Consider the following 15,605-nt stretch of genomic DNA (forward strand, 5'->3'; position numbering starts at 1 on the left):
TCATCGGTCAAATTGCAGGTACAGTTTCTTCAGTTCGTGAACGACCCGGTTCAGGGAGTAATGGTTCTTCGCGTGGTCCGACCCCGATCTGGCGAGCTCATAGCGGTATGCCGGATCCACGATGACTTTCTCCAGCGCGTCCGCCAGTGCGACCGGGTTCTCCGGCGGCACAAGCAGCCCGTTCGAGCCGCTCACGATCTGCTCGGCGATACCGCCGACCTCGGAGCCGACCAGGGTGAGGCTGCACAGCGCGGCTTCCGCGAATACCGAGCCGAACGCTTCCGCGCGGGACGGCAGCACAAAAATATCAAAAAACGGCATAAATTCCTCGGGATGCAGCGTATAGCCGTAAAAGATCGTATCCTCGTAAATGCCCAGCCGCTGAGCCATTCCCTCCAGCTCTTGACGAATCGGCCCGTCGCCGATAATGTGCAGGACATAGGACTGCCCGCGGGCTTTCAGCTCGGCGCAAGCCTGAAGCAGAATATCGATCCCTTTGGCCGGAACGAGCCGGCAGACCGTAACCAGCTGCGCCACCTCGTTCTCGTGCGGCACAGGCTTGAATCTTTTCTCGTCGAATCCGTTCGGAATCACGCCGATATTTTCGGGATAATCGACATACGGGCTCAAGTATTCGCGGAAAGAGCGCGAGACCGTGTATAAGCGGTCGGTTTTATGCTCCAGCTCTTTGTAGATGGAAGTCAAAAAACGGTGCTCCGGCCCGTTTTCCTTAATGCGCCCGTTCAGAATGAGCTCCCGCTCATAACTGGAGTGAATGCTTTGAATCACCGGGGTTTCCGGAAAAACCTCCTTCATTGCTAGTCCGGCGATCGGATGATGGGCATGGATCAGATCGTAATTTTTCTGAATGCGCAGTCGGGTCCACCAGAGGTAGTCCCGGTAGGTTTGCACGTATTTTTGCACAACCGGACTTTCTTCGAATTCACGCCAATCGAAGGTATGAAATTGCACTTGATCGCTGCCCTTGTTGCGAATCCGCTTGGGTATGGAAAACAGCTCCATCTCCCAGTGCGGGGGTCTAAAGCGGTCTTGCAAATAAGGGATCATCGACGACACGCCCCCGGGCTGTTCCGGAGGGAAAAACAAGGCTTGCAGCAATTTCATAAGGGTTCTCCTTTGCTCTTCTCTTTCTATGTTTGCGGATGAACCGCTTGCCTTTTCACTATTTTCATTATGCCATAGGCCGAGCGGAACATCCATTCCCCTTTTGAGATTAAAAAAGGATATGATAAACTGCGAAAGTAGTAATTGTCGTTAAAAAGGAGTTATCGTCAATGACCAAGCCATCCCTGCCCGAAGCCTATCGCAGCTTCATTACGGACATGCTGGGCGAAGCCGAAGCGGAGCAATTCTTCCGCAGCTACGAGCGCAAGCGGACATACGGACTGCGCCTTAACACACTGAAGGCGAGCCCCGAATCGGCCGCCGCCCTGGACATTATGCGGCTGTTCGGACTCCGCCCCGTCCCCTGGTGCGATACGGGCTACTATTATGAAGAAGAATACCGTCCGGGCAAGCATCCCTACCATGCCGCCGGACTATATTATATTCAGGAACCCTCGGCCATGTCGGCGGTCGAGCTGCTGAATCCCCAGCCCGGGGAGACCGTGCTGGACCTGGCCGCGGCCCCCGGCGGTAAAACGACGCAAATCGCCGCGAAAATGCGGGGCGAAGGCCTCTTGATCAGCAATGAAATCCATCCGCAGCGCGCGCGGATACTCGCCGAGAACGTGGAACGCCTCGGCATCCGCAACGCGGTGGTCACCCAGGCGGCACCCGGGGAGTTATCCTCCCGGTTCCCGCTCGCGTTCGACCGGATCATGCTCGACGCCCCCTGCTCGGGCGAAGGCATGTTCCGCAAAGACCCGGACGCGGTCACGGAGTGGTCGCCGGATGCGGTGGAGCTGTGCGCGGCGCGCCAATGGGATATCCTGCAGGACGCGGTCGCCATGCTGAAGCCGGGCGGCAAGCTGGCGTATTCCACCTGCACGTTCAACCGCCGCGAGAACGAGGACACGATCGCCCGCCTGCTGGCGGCGTACCCCTGCCTCAAGCTGGCGGCCGAGAAGCGGATCTGGCCGCAGCGCCAGGACGGCGAAGGCCACTATGTGGCCTTGCTGGAGCGCGAGGCGGACGATACCGCGGCCATGGCCGCACCGGCGGGGGGCGGTAAGCGCCGCCAGGGCGGCCGCCCCGGGCGGGACTCGCGCGATGGCCGCAGCGCCCGGGACACCGGCCCGGCCTGGGACGCGTTCCGCGAGTTCGCCGCGGCGGAGCTGCCCGGCTTCCCGGCGGCGGAAACCGGCGGCGAGCCGGTCCTGTTCGGCGAGGCGCTGTACCTGCTGCCGCAAAGCGCCGGGCTGTCCCTGACGGCGGAGCGCCTGTCCGGGCTGAAGGTGCCGCGCGCCGGCCTGGCGCTCGGCGAGTACCGCAAAGGCCGCTTCCAGCCGGCCCATGCGCTGGCGATGACGGCGAGCGCGGGGGATGCCGCCCGCGTTCATGCGCTCGCCGCGGATTCTCCCGCCGCGGCGGCCTATCTGCACGGGGAGACGCTCCCCGTGCCGGAAGCCCTGCGCGGCTGGTGCCTCGTCACCGTGCAATGCGGCGGCGGCAGCTTCCCGCTCGGCTGGGGCAAGGCGAGCGGCGGCCAGCTCAAAAACCATCTGCCCAAGGGTTTGCGGCGGCCTTAATGTTGACGGATGGCTGTCCGCCAAACAGCAAAACGGGGTTGCTCTCCAAAAGGTACGAACCTTTTGCGAGCAACCCCGTTTGTTTGTCGCTTTACGGACGCGAGGGACGCTATTTCTCCCGAATTCGCCGGTTTGGCAAACCAGCGGACATCCGATCCGTTATTGGAGGAGAATCGTTATGTTTTTCGGCTATAATAGCCAAATAACGTCTCCCGTGTCCGGAAGATCATAAAAATCGCCGATTTTAACCGGATAAGACCTCGTATGTCCGTTACACGGTTAGATCAGCGGAGCTTCTTCACCATCTTGAACATGCCCGGCTCAGCCCGGAAACCGATCAAATCGCGGTTGATGCGCAGCATCGGGACGTTCATGGAATCATTGTTCGTCCGCAAATACGGAACGCCGCTCGCCATCGCCCTCCGTACTGCAAGCAGTTTCAAGGCGAGCGCGATGCGGCGGCAGCGGTATTCCCGGAGCACCCCGGTATACTCATGATACATCGCCCCGGTTTGCTCATTTTGCAGCAGGGTGGCCACGCCGATAAAGCGGTCTCCGTCCCTGGCGATCCGGACCAACTCCGGACGGACGCCGGCTCTTCCGATCGTCCACTTCCTCCATTCTTCGAACCAGGGGTAGTCTCCGGAATAACCCGGTATATCCGGCTCCGTGGCTTTATACAGCTCGTACAGCTTGCGCTCGCTCTCTTCCCCCGGTTCATCCGCCAATGTGGTGAACGAGATTCCGGCTTGCTCGGCAGAGCCAATGGAATCAAACAATGCCCCGCCGCCGTCAAATGCGGACAAATCCAGAACGGATTCGAAGATGTGGCGTTCCGCGGTATAACCCCGGCGGTTCGCGAAAGCAACCGAGCTTTCGTCCTGATCCCGGATAAGGGTGATCAAGCGTGAAGCTTTGACTTCCTCCGCCCATTGCAAGGTAACGTCGTACAGCGCTGTTCCCGCTCCGCTGCCGCGAACCTCCGGACGAATGACCAGCGTGAATTCCATCAGGCCGGGTTCCGTCCATGGTGCGCGCGAAACCATCGCAAAGCCGACGATATTGCCTTTCCCGTCCTCCGCCAGCCATTTCGGCCGGTCCCAACCGGCCAATTCGCCCGCTTCATTATAATGCAGCTTGCCCGGGGGAACTTGCTCCTCTTCCTCTCTCAATAATTCTGAGGTTGTCGGCTCCGTCCGGATCGTGTTTAGCAGGTCCGCGACAGGGGCAAAGCTGTCGTCTTGCCCCATTCTGCGGATTAAAAACTTCGGCATATTCCATCCTCCCGTCATTTAAACGCTTTCAATCCATTATCTCATAACTATTTCACAGGTTCATGGTAATAAACGGGTTAGTTCAACCTTTCTCGCAAGGCGGTTTTCCTATTTTCACCGTCCTTCCCGACCGATGTCCATACCGTTTGATTGTCCCGGCATATGATACGATATCCCGGGAAATTACGGGGATCATTCTCGAAATAAGGGAGGATTAACGATGGGAGAAGTTTACGGAGGCGGCTTCACTTCGACGGGAGCCATACTGGTGCTCTTCATCTTGCTGGTTATCATTTCCCGCGCATGGGTCCTGTAAATAACATAAGGACGAATAGATAAGGACCCGGGGGTTGTTCCCCGGGTCCTTATAAATTATCCACCTGTCACGCGGGACAAGGCGCCAGTTACTGAACAGACTGCTCCAGGCAGTATTTTTGCAGCGCCAGCTTCACGCCTTCTTCATTGTTGGAGGCGGTCACGGCGTTCGCCGCCGCTTTGACCTCCAGCGGGGAATTATCCATAGCCACGCCGAGTCCGGCAAAGGTCAGCATGGTCAAATCGTTGTAATAATTCCCGATCGCCATGACCTCCTCCGCCGGAATGCCCCGTTTTTCCGCCAGCTTTTTGAGCGCCGCTCCCTTGGAAGCGTCCTTATGCATAATATCGATGAAAAAATCGCCGCTGCGCAATATATTGAAATCTTCCTGCGGCCAGAGGCTCCATTCCGCTTGAATCCGGTCAAGCTCCTCCTTCTCGGCCGTGACCGTCATTTTCACGATCGGTTCGTTGAATTCGGACCACTCCGGCAAATCCTCCGGTACGATCAGGTAGAGCTTGTACATATCCAGCGCTTCCTCGTCGAGGCTGGACGCTCCCGGAACATATAAGGAGAATGTTGTATTGATATCGTAATGAACACCGTTCTCGCGGCAATAATCGATGAAGCGTTCAAGCCCCCGCGGGTCCATGGCAAACTCGTGGACGATTTCCTCGGTTTGCACATTCACCGTCGCAGCACCGTTATGCGTGATGATATAGCCGTCCAGGCCCATCTCCCGCATGAAAGGAAGCGAGCTTCGCGGAGCGCGTCCGGTACACAGGACGAATTCCGTGCCCTGGCCGGCGATTTCCTTGATCGTCTCCGCCGTTCCAGCCGTCAGTTCATGATTGTCGTTTAGCAAGGTCCCGTCGACATCGAGGGCAATCAGTTTGTATTTCATCTCCTGGACTCCTTTTCGAACATTATTTTTTATTTTTATAAGAATGCAGCGCTTCCAGCTCCTCCGCCGTGAGTTCGCGGAAAGCACCGAGCGGGAGAGCATCGTCCAACCGGAGCGGGCCCATCGATACCCGCTTTAAATAGGTCACTTTTGATCCGACCGCTTCAAGCATCCGTTTGACCTGATGGAACTTCCCTTCCGAAATGGTCAGGGAGATCACCGTCTTTGCCTCGCCGTTCTCATAAGCTCCGCGCTCCAGCACTTCCATCTCGGCAGGCAGCGTCACATAGCCGTCGTCCAGCTCCACGCCTTGCGCGAACAGCCCGGCTTCCCGCTCCCCGATCGTTCCCTGGCAGTCGGCGAGATAGGTCTTCGGCACATGCTTGCGCGGCGATAACAGGTCGTGGGCCAGTTGTCCGTCGTTGGTCAGCAGCAGCAAGCCTTCCGTATCCTTATCCAGCCGCCCGACGGGGAACGGCGAGAAGACCCGGAACTCCGGAGGAATCAAATCCAACACCGTCTTCTCCCGTAAATCCTCGGTGGCCGAAATCACCCCCGGAGGCTTATGCAGCATCAGATAGACGTATTCCCGATAAAACACCCGCTCCCCGTCCACTTCGATGAGGTCGGCAAGCGGGTTCGCTTGCGCCCCGCTGTCCTTGACCGTTACGCCGTTCAGCGCGATTCTCCCCTGCTTCGTCATCTTTTTGATGTCGGAGCGGGACCCGTATCCGAGATAGCCGAGAATTTTATCGATCCGCTGCGTTTTTTTGCCTTCACTCATGACTTATGTCCACCTCCAGCCGGCGGGATATTCGTTTTTCAGCAGCCCGTCCAGCCATTTTCCCCAGCCCAGGGCGTATCCGTCAACCGTGATTAGAACATAGCCTTTGGGCTTGATTCCCGGGGCGCAAGCGATCCGCGAAGCGGGAATCTCCAACGTCTCCCCTTTCAAATACCGCACCGCTTCGCCTGCCGGAAGCGACAGCTCTAAAGCCCGGAGGCTCTCCTCGGGATGGAGCGCCGCGGCCAGCGGATGGCCCGGCTGGAACCTGCCGTTCTTCACCGTGCCGACATACCAGCCGGGGCGTACGGTTTTCAGACCGCTAAGCTGCTGCCGGGTCAGCGGGGACAAGTATACATTCCCGCCGAACAGCAGAGGGCTCCCTGCCGGCTCCACCGCCAACTGCTCCGAAGCAAAGGCGTGCCATCTCCCCAGCATTTCCGCTTCGTCGGGTCCCTTCTTCCCCGGGCCTCCCGGGCCGTCAGGCCGTCCCTTTCGGCGCGATTTGCCGCCGCCTTGGTCGAAATGCGGCGTCATCACGTCTGCGGGATCCGCTTCATTTAACTGTACAGGCTCCCCCTTATGCCGGAGGACGGCGACGAAATGGCCCTCGCCAGCCACCTTATGCGGCCACAGCCGGCCGCAGCCGGCGGTCCGGCGAACTGCCGCTTCCGATATTTCCGGCACCGGCGCGCCTGTCTGTTCGAGCACCTCGCTTCCGTTCGCAAGCAAGGCGACCCAGTCGGGCCGTCCCGGCGAGAATCCGGTCGTCTCATCCAACGGAACGATCTCAAAGTCCGGGTTTTGCTCCAGGAACTCGGCGATTTGCGCCTCGTTTTCCTCCGGCGCGAACGTGCATGTGGAGTAGACGATCCTTCCTCCCGGAGACAGCAGCGCCGCGGCCGTACTGAGGATATCCCGCTGCATCAAGGTGCATTTCGCGATCGAATGCGTCTCCCATTGCCGCGCCATATCCTCGTCTTTGCGGAACATGCCTTCGCCCGAGCACGGGGCGTCGATCAGGATTTTGTTGAAATAATGGGGGAACGCCGCCGCGATCCGTTCCGGCGTTTCGTTGAGCACCACGGCATTGCGCACGCCGTAGAGCTCCATATTTTTGGCCAGAGCCTTCGTCCGGTCGGTGCTGATATCGTTGGTCACCAGCAGCCCCTTCCCGCCCAGCTTGGCTGCGATTTGCGTCGACTTGCCGCCGGGTGCGGCGCACAGATCGAGCACGCGGTCGCCGGGCAGAACGTCCAGCGCTTCGGCTGGAGCCATGGCGCTCGGCTCCTGGATATAATAAAGCCCCGCATGATAATAAGGATGCTTGCCGGGCTTCGCGCTCTCGTCGACATAAAAGCCGGTTTCGCACCAAGGGATGGCTTTTAATTCAAACGGGGAAATTGCCCGGAACTCGTCCACGCTGATCTTCAGCGTATTGACCCGGATGCCCGCATACCGCGGACTGTCGTACGAAGACAGAAATTCATCGTATTCATCCCCCAGCAGGGCTTGCATTCTGGTTACAAATGCCGCAGGTAATTGAACCGCCATTCGCTGTTCTACCTTCCAATCCGTAGCTCGTGTTATTCAAAACAATGTTAATTGTACCATAGGATATGGCCCAAATTATAATTGTCCCATAAAAACAGGCCAGCCGATAATCCTAGCTGGCCCATGAATACGACGGGAGAATTGCCGATTCCTAATTGTCCGATCTTTTCTCCGGCTCCCGGTTTCTTTGCTCCATGATCCGTTCGCGCTCCTGATGCTTCTCTCCCCGCCGAGGTCCGCGTTGCTGCGGAATATTCGGGGCGATCCGCGGCGATGCCGTCTCTACCGCCCCGATCAGTCCGGGGTCCTGCAGCACAATGTCCAGATCGTAATAATCGAACGGGGTACGGGAGTAATCGTCCAGCTTGCGGGCATATTCCGCCGCCTCGCTCCGCAGCTTCCCGAGATCGATCCCGAGGCTGTCCGCGGGGTAGGGCGCGAGCCGCTCGGCCGCGGAATGAAGCATCTTGCTTCCCCCGCTTACGTTTCCGTTGCGAAAATGATAAAGCCCTACCGCCACCTGCAGCAGCCCCTTGTAAAGGGGGTCCCTGTCCCGTTTCAACCACAGTTCCTCAAGCACCTCATGGCACTCGAAGTAATCGCGGTCGCGGTTGAAATAGATCAGGTACGCCACATACAGCGGCTCATAGCTCATCGCCGGGCTCCTCCACCTTTTTGGAAGCCTTGAGCAGGCCCTTTACCCCGACGTACAAATCCTTGATTCCCTCCATGTCGCGGGCTTCCCACAGCTTGTTAAACCGTTCCTGGGCTTCGATCGCCTCGGACACGAGATGGTAGAAATACAGTTGATGAATCGCGTCAAGCAGATGGGAGACGATGTTGGCGTCGTCCTCGAAGCTCTTCTGCGCCACCAGAATTTCCTGGCGAATGCTGGACATCTCGTTGTCCAGAATGTTGGCGGCTTCCGCGGTTTTCTTAAGCCGCTTCCGCACTTCATCCGGCAGGCTGTCTTTATACTTGTAATTCAGCGAATGCTCGATCGTCGCCCAGAAATTCATCGCCAGCGTGCGGATCTGAATTTCGGCGAGCACGTTTTTCTGACCCAGCGCCGTCTGTACAGGGTATTCCACGATCATATGGAAGCTGCGGTATCCGCTTTCTTTGTAATTGGTAATATAGTCTTTCTCGTAGAGCACCCGCAAATCTTTGCGCAGCCGGATATACTGGGCCACGCGGCGGATGTCCTCGACAAACTGGCACATGATGCGGATGCCGGCGATATCTTCGATGCCCGTTTCCAGATCGTCCATCGACACATTCAGCCTCTTGGCCTTGTCAAGAATGCTGGATATCTTTTTGACCCGGCCGGTAACGAATTCAATAGGGGCGTATTCTTCGCGTTTTTTCAGTTCTGACCGCATCGTTTTGAATTTAACCTTCAGTTCTTCAACCGCTTGTTCATAGGGTAGCAAAAAAGTTCCCCAATCCCTACTGTCCATCTTTGTGCCTCCTATCTTCTTAAAGGCCCTATCGGTGATCGGCCCCGACCGCTTCGGAAATATGGGCAAAGCCGTCCTTCTTCAGCAGCTCTCTTAATCCGCTGTGCAGCTTGCGGTTGATTTCGGGGCCTTCATAAATCAAAGCCGTATAGATTTCGACCAGACTTGCGCCGGCGCGGATTTTCCCGTAAGCGTCGTCCGCGGTAAAAATCCCGCCCGAGCCGATAATCGGCAGCTGTCCGCCGGTCTGCCGGTAAACCCGGGAGATGATCTCGGTCGATCTCCGCTGCAGCGGCTTGCCGCTCAAGCCCCCGGTTTCCTTGGCGTTCGCGTGGGTAAGCCCTTCCCGGGAAATCGTCGTATTGGTGGCGATGAGGCCGGATACTCCGCCCTTTTGGATCGTATCGACCATATATTCAAGCTCTTCGAAGCTGACATCCGGCGCGATCTTCACAAGGACCGCTTTATCCTTGCCGTGGCGCCGGGCCTGGGCGTTCATCTCTTCCTTCACCGCCGCAAGCAGGTTCGACAGCTCGCTCCCATGCTGCAGGTTACGCAGGTCCGGGGTATTCGGTGAACTGATGTTCACCACAAAGAAATCGGCATACGGGTACAGTACCGAGATGCACTTCTGATAATCCAGATGCGCCTCCTCGTTCGGCGTCACCTTGTTCTTGCCGATATTGACCGCGACCGGAATCGGTCTGGATTTCAAAGCGGCGAGCCGCCTCGACATCTCCTCCGCGCCGCGGTTGTTGAAGCCCATACGGTTGACCAAAGCCTCGTCCGGCGGCAGGCGGAAGAGCCGCGGCAGTTCATTGCCCGGCTGGGCCTTCGGCGTAACCGTGCCGACTTCCATAAAGCCGAAACCGATGGCGGAGAAACCATCCACCGCTTCGGCATTTTTGTCCAGGCCGGCGGCCAGCCCCACGGGAGAAGGAAACGTAACCCCGAACAACTCCGTGGACATTTCCGGCACCTTGGGTATTCCGTACATTCCGCTCATCAGCGGAACCAGCCCCGGGACTTTTGCCGCTGTATGTAAACCGCCGATCACCAGGTGATGGGCTTTTTCCGGATCCAATTTAAAAAACACGGGTTTCCCCAAGTTGCGATACAACATCTGGTCTGCTTCACTCCTAAACGTCTCTATGGCTGGCAAAAAAAACTCCATATCCAGTTTAGCGGTTTCCGGCGGAAAAGAAAAGTTTATTGCCGCCGGAAAGCGGTAACCGGGGATATGGAATTTTGCCGTGAAAGCCATTACAATAGAGGAGAAATACTCCTGTTTATTTATCAAGGAAGGGGAAGAATCCTATGTCAACCAAACGCATGCCGCCGACGCTTCAACAGAAAAAAGATGAAGTGAACAAAAAAGCGCTGGTCTGGACCGGCTCGGTAGTCGCCGTGCTCATCATCGCGGTCATCGCCGTCATCGTAATCACGCAAATCTAATTGAGCCAGTGGTATGTACGTCGGGGATTGGTCTGATCCTGACGGTCGCCCAATGCAAACCGCGTTTCGGGTACCGAATCCAGCTTCGGAAGAATCCCCTTTCCAATCGTCACCTTGCTCCCTTTCGGCAGCAGGTCGAACAATTCCTCGACATCCTCTTTGGTCATCCGGATGCAGCCAAGGGATTCATCTTTTCCGATACTGTCCGGTTCATTGGTCCCATGGATCGCGTAATTGGTGTCCGACAGCTGCATGCCGCGGCTGCCGAATTCCCCGTCATCCCGCCCGTTCGGGTTGATGACTTTATCCGAAATTCGGAACGTTCCTTCCGGGGTGTTGTCCCCGCCCAGCCCGACCTTATAGCTTCTGACAATAATACTCCCGCTTACGACCGCAAGCCGGTGCTGCTTTTTGTCCACTATGACTTCCAAGGGCTGTACAAAAAACGGTTCCCCGCCCGGGAGAAGAGCCCCCGAGGCTATCGTTCCCGCCGTTTGACCTCCGCTTGCCCCCGCGCCGTCCGCTCCTTCACTTTGCTCAAGCCTCTCCTTTAATGCGGCGAACGCCTCCCGCATCACGGGATCACTTCCCGCCAGCCAATTATCCGGGAAAGTCCCCGTCAATTCGTCCAGACTCGTAGGCCATGTGCCTTTCGCCAGCTTGTATTGAAACATTGCCGACGACAGTACGGCCAGCGATTCCTGCCTGGCGATCCATTCCGGAGCGCCTTCCTGCAGCTCGGAAGCATCCGGCGGCTCGCAGGCACAAGCTTCGGCATCGTAGGATTGAACCGTCGCCCTGCCGGTATCCGGGCTCTGCGTCACCGCGTACACGACCGGCATGTCGTCCGACCATACCGACCATTTGCCGTACCGCTGCATGCCGAGAACCGCCGTCTCCAGGGCGGCCGCAGCCTTTCCGTCATCCAACACCGCGCCCAGGGCGATCACCTTGTCCGCGTCATTGCCGAAATATGTTTTTGCCGTATAGCCTCTCGCGGCCATCGGTACTGGTGTCTGTGCAGAGGCAGGCTTCTTCTGTCCTCCCTCCTCCGGACCGGCGGATTCCGGACCGGTTGAGACCGCATCGGGGTCCAATGCCGCCTGCCGGACGAATTGCCCCGGAGCCCCCGCGGATGGCAGCCAAATCAGCAGCAGAAGCAAAAACGCGACCCCGGTTTTGCGCAGCAAGGAGCTCCGCTTGGCCTTTCGTTTTTGTTCCTGCAGCAGGTTCTCCTGATATTCCCGCCACAGATCTGCGGGCACTTTGCTCGATTCGAACGCCTCATACACGCTTCCGGCCTGAATAAAACAGTAATGCGCTTTGCCTTCCTTGCCCGCGGCCTCATATTCCTTGCCCAGCAGATACCAGGCCATTTTGTTCTTGGGGTGATTCTCCACGAATTGCTTGAGGTATGCCGAGTCGCTCATCGAAACCTCCACATGGAAATAATAGTTATCGAAATTCCTACTCACTATATCGGCATAACCGGTCCGAATGAAAAGCGCCCGCCCCCGGTTGACCCGAAAATCACGACAAAGGGCCTATGCTAAAATAAAAAACATCCCCCGCTTAAAAACGGGGGATGTCTTTAAAACCGTTCGGACGGCGGATTAACCCTCTTTATTGAAAGGAGTATCCGCGATCTTGATGGAATCGGTCGGGCATCCATCGCAAGCATCCTGAAGATCGTCGAACAAATCTTCCGGGATTTCGGTCACACCACGGTTGGCGTCGTTGTTATAAATGACTTCGGCCAAGCCTTCGTCATCGTAATCGTAAATATCCGGTGCTGTCGCTCCACATGCGCCGCAAGCGATGCAGGTGTCTTTCTCAACCCAAGTATATTTAGCCATCTTTTCTGCCTCCTGAATAAACGGTACAAGTCCGGTGCCTAGATTGTCACCAAGTTCAATATAATACAAAGTGAAGACAAATTCAATTCAAAATCCGTATTATACCTATCGAAATAACTTATTCGTCCCGGGGCTCGCGCAGGAAATCGGTCTGCAGCGAGGTGCCGCGAATTTTGTGGTTCCGGATCAGGGCCGAAGGATCGTCGGAGAGCATCCCGGCCGTCAAAACGGCGTTTTCTCCGAATTTATCCCTCAACAGGTCCATCGTTTTGGTCAAGGATTCCTTCCGCGGCTGCTGTTCATAATCGAACAGGTCAAGCTGCAAGGCGGATTCCTCTTTGGGCGTCAAATTTTGCAGCGTGATGCCGAGCAGGCGCACCGGCTTCTCTTCGCTCCAGTGACGCCGGTACAGCTTGCACGCTTCGCGGTATACATCCTCCGTCCGGTCGATGACGGTCTCCAGGCTCTGCGAGCGGGTGATCGTCTTCATGTCCGGCGTTCGGATCGTAATTTGCACCGTCTGGGCCACGAGCTTCTGCCGCCGCAGCCGCCGCGTGACTTGATCGGCCAAATTCAGCAGCACGCGCTGGACCTCGTCCATTCGGCTGATGTCGCGCGGCAGCGTCGTCGTATGACCGACGGATTTGTTCGCCTCGCGCTCCTCCCTCACCGGGGAGTCGTCCAGTCCGTGCGCGGCCTGCTTCATCCAATGTCCGGCCACGCCGAACTTCTCGGCCAATAGCCGCTCGTCCGCCGCCGCCAGTTGGCCGATCGTATGAATTCGCATCCGCTTCAGTTTCTCCGCCGTTTTCCTGCCGATCCCAAACAGCTCGTTGCAGGGTTTGCCCCATAACAGCTCAGGTACGTCACGGATGCGCAGCACCGTAATTCCGTTCGGCTTCTTCATATCGGAAGCCATTTTGGCGAGCAGCTTGTTCGGCCCGATGCCGATCGAGCACGGGAGCCCGAGCTCATGCGCAATTCTCGATTGAATTTCCCGGGCGATGTCCGGCGGGGTTCCGAATTGCTTCGAGCCGGTGATGTCCAAATAACACTCATCGATCGAAACGGCTTGCAGAAGCGGAGTATACTCGTAAGCGATATTCATAAATGCCTTTGAATATTTCCGGTATAAATGAAAATCGGGCCGGATCACGATCAGCTCCGGGCATTTCTTTAAGCCCTGGCTTACCGTCATCCCCGTGGAAATGCCGCGCTTCCGCGCCGCATATGAGCAGGTTACAATCACGCCTTTGCGCAGCTCGACACTGCCCGCCACCGCGGTCGGCCGGTTCTTGTATTTCTCCGGCTCCTCCGCCTCGTGCACCGAGCAGTAAAACGCGTTCATATCGACGTGCAGCACAACCCGGCCGCGGGCGGGATAGTATTCATCGATATTTACTGGCACTTTCTTGACCGTCCCCTCGTTTAACGTTCTTATATCAGCATACCCCTCCTGCCGAATGGCGGTCAATATGCTTACAGGTTTCCCCGCAATTCACGGGACTAACGCCGCCAAATTCAGCCATTTCCGCATCTTCCGCCCGCTTGTCGGCAAAAACCGTGTTACATTTGAAATGACTAATGCTATAATAAGAAATCAAATCGGAACTTATATAATAGAGGACATCCAAAGGGGGAGACATCCATCATGTCAAAGGCCATATCTATCTTCGACACCACATTGCGAGACGGTACGCAGGGCGAAGGGATCAGCCTTTCCGCTGACGATAAGTTGAAGATTGCCAAGAAGCTGGACCAACTGGGTGTCCATTATATCGAAGGCGGCAATCCGGGCAGCAACAGCAAGGATATCGAATTCTTCAAGCGCGTGCAGGAGCTTCGCCTGTCCGCCAAAATCACCGCCTTCGGCAGCACCCGCCGCAAAGACAGCCAAGCCGAACATGACGCCAACTTGAACCGCATTCTCGAATCCGGCGTGAAGGCGACAACACTGGTCGGGAAGTCCTGGGATTTCCACGTCCACACGGCGCTTCAGACGTCGCTGGAGGAAAATCTGGCGATGATCTACGATTCCATCGCCTATCTGAAACGCCATGGGCTTGAGGTGATGTTCGACGCCGAGCATTTCTTCGACGGCTACAAGAACAATCCGGAATATGCGCTTGCCGTAATGCGCAAAGCCGAGGAAGCCGGCGCCGACTGGCTCGTCATGTGCGATACGAACGGCGGGACGATGCCGCATGAAGTCCACGATATCGTCAGCGTGCTGGCCGGAACGGTCACGACCTCCCGCCTCGGCATTCATACTCACAACGACTGCGAGCTGGCGGTCGCCAATTCGCTGAGCGCCGTGCGCGCCGGCGCGGAGCAAATCCAGGGAACGATGAACGGATACGGCGAGCGCTGCGGCAACGCCAATCTCTGTTCCATCATTCCGAATTTGCAGCTCAAGCTCGGATACGAGGTGCTTGAGCCGGACCGGCTCAAGCAATTGACCAATACGGCGCGCTATATCAGCGAGATCGCCAACGTCTACATGCCGGTCAACCAGCCGTATGTCGGAACGGCCGCATTCGCCCATAAAGGCGGCATTCACGTATCGGCGATTCTGCGCGACTCGCGCACCTACGAGCATATCGCTCCGGAAACCGTAGGCAACCGGCAGCGGGTGCTCGTCTCCGAACTGGCCGGCCAGAGCAATATTCTGTCCAAAGCACAGGAGCTCGGCATCCCGTTCGATCCCGAGAACGAGAACACGCGCGCGGTGATTTCGAAGATCAAGGATCTCGAGCATCAAGGCTACCAATTCGAGGGTGCGGATGCCTCCCTGGAACTGCTGCTGCGGGAAGCGAACGGCGATCTGAAAGAGCTGTTCGTATTCGAATCGTTTAAGATGCTGGTCGAGAAATCGGCCGGAAAGCCGGTTATTTCCGAAGCCTTCGTCAAGTTGAACATCGACGGGAACAGCATTTATACGGCCGCGGAAGGCAACGGACCGGTCAACGCGCTCGACAATGCGCTGCGCAAGGCGCTCATCACCTATTACCCCGGCTTGCAGGAGATCCACCTGTCCGACTATAAGGTGCGGGTGCTTGACGACAAGGATGCCACCGCTTCGAAAGTGCGCGTCTTGATCGAATCCAAGGATTACGGGAACTCCTGGAGCACGGTCGGCGTTTCCGGCAATGTCATCGAAGCGAGCTGGGAAGCGCTTGTGGACAGCCTTCGCTACGCCCTGATCGGGCAGACGAAACGCGAGGATTACACCGAGATTCCTACCGCCGCCCATGGCCTGGTCAATCATTGACGCGTACATTCAAAAAACCG

At 57.1% G+C, this 15,605-nt stretch carries 15 protein-coding genes; 4 read left to right on the forward strand and 11 right to left on the reverse strand.

Annotation, left to right across the window (positions count from 1 at the left end):
- Positions 1–1,125: a glycosyltransferase family 4 protein gene (locus tag V3851_RS06625; protein ID WP_331845732.1), complete on the reverse strand. Its 1,125-nt coding sequence runs from the start codon at positions 1,123–1,125 to the stop codon at positions 1–3.
- Positions 1,126–1,295: 170 nt separating this feature from the next.
- On the opposite strand from V3851_RS06625, the gene V3851_RS06630 reads away from it, so the two are divergent.
- On the forward strand, positions 1,296–2,711 hold the full coding sequence (locus V3851_RS06630; RefSeq protein ID WP_331845733.1) for an RsmB/NOP family class I SAM-dependent RNA methyltransferase: 1,416 nt from the start codon (positions 1,296–1,298) through the stop codon (positions 2,709–2,711).
- 284 nt (positions 2,712–2,995) lie between these two features.
- Here V3851_RS06630 and V3851_RS06635 read toward each other — a convergent pair whose 3' ends face one another.
- Positions 2,996–3,985 carry a GNAT family N-acetyltransferase gene (locus V3851_RS06635; RefSeq protein ID WP_331845734.1) on the reverse strand — a complete coding sequence of 330 codons (990 nt, stop codon included), beginning with the start codon at positions 3,983–3,985 and terminating at the stop codon, positions 2,996–2,998.
- A gap of 220 nt (positions 3,986–4,205) precedes the next feature.
- On the opposite strand from V3851_RS06635, the gene V3851_RS06640 reads away from it, so the two are divergent.
- Positions 4,206–4,301: a YjcZ family sporulation protein gene (locus V3851_RS06640; RefSeq protein WP_331845735.1), complete on the forward strand. Its 96-nt coding sequence runs from the start codon at positions 4,206–4,208 to the stop codon at positions 4,299–4,301.
- Positions 4,302–4,389: 88 nt separating this feature from the next.
- Here the strand turns inward: V3851_RS06640 and V3851_RS06645 are convergent, their stop codons facing one another.
- From V3851_RS06645 to V3851_RS06670, 6 genes are all read right to left on the reverse strand, one after another.
- Positions 4,390–5,205: a Cof-type HAD-IIB family hydrolase gene (locus tag V3851_RS06645; protein WP_331845736.1), complete on the reverse strand. Its 816-nt coding sequence runs from the start codon at positions 5,203–5,205 to the stop codon at positions 4,390–4,392.
- Between the two features lie 22 nt (positions 5,206–5,227).
- Complete coding sequence (locus V3851_RS06650) at positions 5,228–5,989, reverse strand: pseudouridine synthase (RefSeq protein ID WP_331845737.1); 762 nt, start codon at positions 5,987–5,989, stop codon at positions 5,228–5,230.
- A gap of 3 nt (positions 5,990–5,992) precedes the next feature.
- The gene (locus tag V3851_RS06655) at positions 5,993–7,543 is read right to left on the reverse strand and encodes an RsmB/NOP family class I SAM-dependent RNA methyltransferase (protein WP_331845738.1); all 1,551 of its coding nucleotides are present in this window, start codon (positions 7,541–7,543) and stop codon (positions 5,993–5,995) included.
- Between the two features lie 151 nt (positions 7,544–7,694).
- Positions 7,695–8,198, reverse strand: a complete 504-nt coding sequence (locus V3851_RS06660) for a DUF309 domain-containing protein (RefSeq protein WP_331845739.1) — start codon at positions 8,196–8,198, stop codon at positions 7,695–7,697.
- Entirely contained in the window at positions 8,188–9,003 is an 816-nt protein-coding gene (locus V3851_RS06665) for a GTP pyrophosphokinase (RefSeq protein WP_331845740.1), read from the reverse strand. The genes V3851_RS06660 and V3851_RS06665 overlap by 11 nt, the downstream gene beginning before the upstream one ends.
- Positions 9,004–9,031: 28 nt before the next feature.
- The gene (locus V3851_RS06670; protein WP_331845741.1) at positions 9,032–10,126 is read right to left on the reverse strand and encodes a quinone-dependent dihydroorotate dehydrogenase; all 1,095 of its coding nucleotides are present in this window, start codon (positions 10,124–10,126) and stop codon (positions 9,032–9,034) included.
- 194 nt (positions 10,127–10,320) lie between these two features.
- On the opposite strand from V3851_RS06670, the gene V3851_RS06675 reads away from it, so the two are divergent.
- Positions 10,321–10,458, forward strand: a complete 138-nt coding sequence (locus tag V3851_RS06675) for a hypothetical protein (RefSeq protein ID WP_331845742.1) — start codon at positions 10,321–10,323, stop codon at positions 10,456–10,458.
- Here the strand turns inward: V3851_RS06675 and V3851_RS06680 are convergent.
- The 3 genes from V3851_RS06680 to V3851_RS06690 form a co-directional block, all read right to left on the reverse strand.
- Positions 10,455–11,888, reverse strand: a complete 1,434-nt coding sequence (locus V3851_RS06680; protein WP_331845743.1) for a L,D-transpeptidase — start codon at positions 11,886–11,888, stop codon at positions 10,455–10,457. The two genes, V3851_RS06675 and V3851_RS06680, sit on opposite strands and share 4 nt — an antisense overlap.
- Before the next feature lie 183 nt (positions 11,889–12,071).
- Positions 12,072–12,314 carry a ferredoxin gene (locus V3851_RS06685; RefSeq protein WP_331845744.1) on the reverse strand — a complete coding sequence of 81 codons (243 nt, stop codon included), beginning with the start codon at positions 12,312–12,314 and terminating at the stop codon, positions 12,072–12,074.
- 118 nt (positions 12,315–12,432) lie between these two features.
- Positions 12,433–13,722, reverse strand: a complete 1,290-nt coding sequence (locus V3851_RS06690; protein ID WP_331845745.1) for a DNA polymerase IV — start codon at positions 13,720–13,722, stop codon at positions 12,433–12,435.
- Positions 13,723–13,965: 243 nt separating this feature from the next.
- On the opposite strand from V3851_RS06690, the gene cimA reads away from it, so the two are divergent.
- Positions 13,966–15,585 (forward strand): citramalate synthase, encoded by a 1,620-nt coding sequence (gene cimA, locus V3851_RS06695; RefSeq protein ID WP_331845746.1) that lies wholly within the window; start codon positions 13,966–13,968, stop codon positions 15,583–15,585.
- Positions 15,586–15,605 lie beyond the last annotated feature (20 nt).

This window comes from Paenibacillus haidiansis (assembly GCF_036553665.1).
In the GTDB taxonomy this organism is placed as follows: Bacteria; Bacillota; Bacilli; order Paenibacillales; family Paenibacillaceae; genus Fontibacillus; species Fontibacillus haidiansis.